This window comes from Tranquillimonas alkanivorans (assembly GCF_900115595.1).
GTDB lineage: Bacteria > Pseudomonadota > Alphaproteobacteria > Rhodobacterales > Rhodobacteraceae > Tranquillimonas > Tranquillimonas alkanivorans.
In genome coordinates this window covers 1-1,335 of sequence record NZ_FOXA01000086.1, presented here as the reverse complement: position 1 = coordinate 1,335, position 1,335 = coordinate 1, and the positions used below count along the sequence as shown (strand labels likewise).

Here is a 1,335-nt window from a genome sequence, read left to right as displayed (position 1 = left end):
CCCGAGATGGCGTGGCAGATGCTCGACGGCTGGATGAAGGCGCAACCCTCGCGGATCGAGGGCCGCCGGCAGATGCCGTTCTTCGAACTCACCGAGGAGGAAACCAAGGCGCTGGCCGAATTCCTCCGCTTCGCCGACCAGACCGACACGCAGGCCTGGCCGCCCAACGACGCCGGCTGAGGAGAGCACCCGGATGCGTTACCAATCCCAAAGAGTGGCCTACGCCTATTTCCTCGTGGCGATGGGCCTGTTCGCGATCCAGGTCATGGGCGGTCTGCTCATCGGCTGGATCTACGTCTCGCCCAACTTCCTGAGCGAGATCCTTCCCTTCAACATCGTCCGCATGATCCACACCAACGCGCTGGTGGTCTGGCTCCTGCTGGGCTTCTTCGGCGCCGCCTACTACCTCATCCCAGAGGAAAGCGAGCGCGAGATCTATTCCGAGAAGCTGGCCTACATCCAGCTCGCCATCATGGTGATCGGTACGCTGGGCGCGGTTGGCTCGTACCTCGTGGGCATCCACGGCGGGCGCGAGTTCCTCGAGCAGCCGCTGTGGGTCAAGTTCGGCATCCTGGTGTCGGCGGTGATCTTCCTGTTCAACATCTCGATGACGGTCCTGGCCGGCCGCAAGACCGCGATCACCGGCGTGCTGCTGACAGGGCTCTGGCTGCTGTCGCTTCTGTGGATCTTCGCCTTCATCAACCCCGACAACCTGAGCCTCGACAAGATGTACTGGTGGTACGTCATTCACCTGTGGGTCGAGGGCACGTGGGAGCTGGTGATGGCCTCGATCCTCGCCTTCCTGATGCTCAAGCTGACAGGCGTGGACCGCGAGGTGGTCGAGAAATGGCTCTACGTCATCGTGGCGACGGCGCTCTTCTCGGGCATCCTCGGCACCGGGCACCACTTCTACTGGATCGGCCTGCCGGGCTACTGGCAGTGGCTGGGCTCGATCTTCTCGACGCTCGAGGTGATCCCGTTCTTCGCCATGATGTCCTTCGCCTTCGTCATGGTCTGGAAGGGCAAGCGCAACCACCCGAACAAGGCCGCGCTTCTGTGGTCGCTCGGCGCCGCCACCGTCGCCTTCTTCGGCGCGGGCGTCTGGGGCTTCCTGCACACGCTGCACGGGGTGAACTACTACTCCCACGGCACGCAGATCACGGCCGCCCACGGACACCTCGCCTTCTACGGCGCCTACGTCGCCCTGAACCTGGCCATCTTCACCTATGCGATGCCGGTGCTCCGGGGCCGCGCGCCCTACAACCAGGCGATCAACCAGGCGTCCTTCTGGCTGATGACCGGCGGCATGGCGTTCATGACCTTCACGCTGACCTT

At 63.7% G+C, this 1,335-nt stretch carries 1 protein-coding gene and 1 pseudogene; both read left to right on the top strand.

The annotated features are described in order from the left end of the window. Positions 1–180 (top strand): annotated as a pseudogene (locus tag BM162_RS22275) (c-type cytochrome); the annotation flags it as partial. Between the two features lie 13 nt (positions 181–193). Further along, positions 194–1,335, top strand: a 1,142-nt coding sequence (locus BM162_RS22270; RefSeq protein WP_093426046.1) for a cbb3-type cytochrome c oxidase subunit I, incomplete at its 3' end; no start/stop codon positions are given.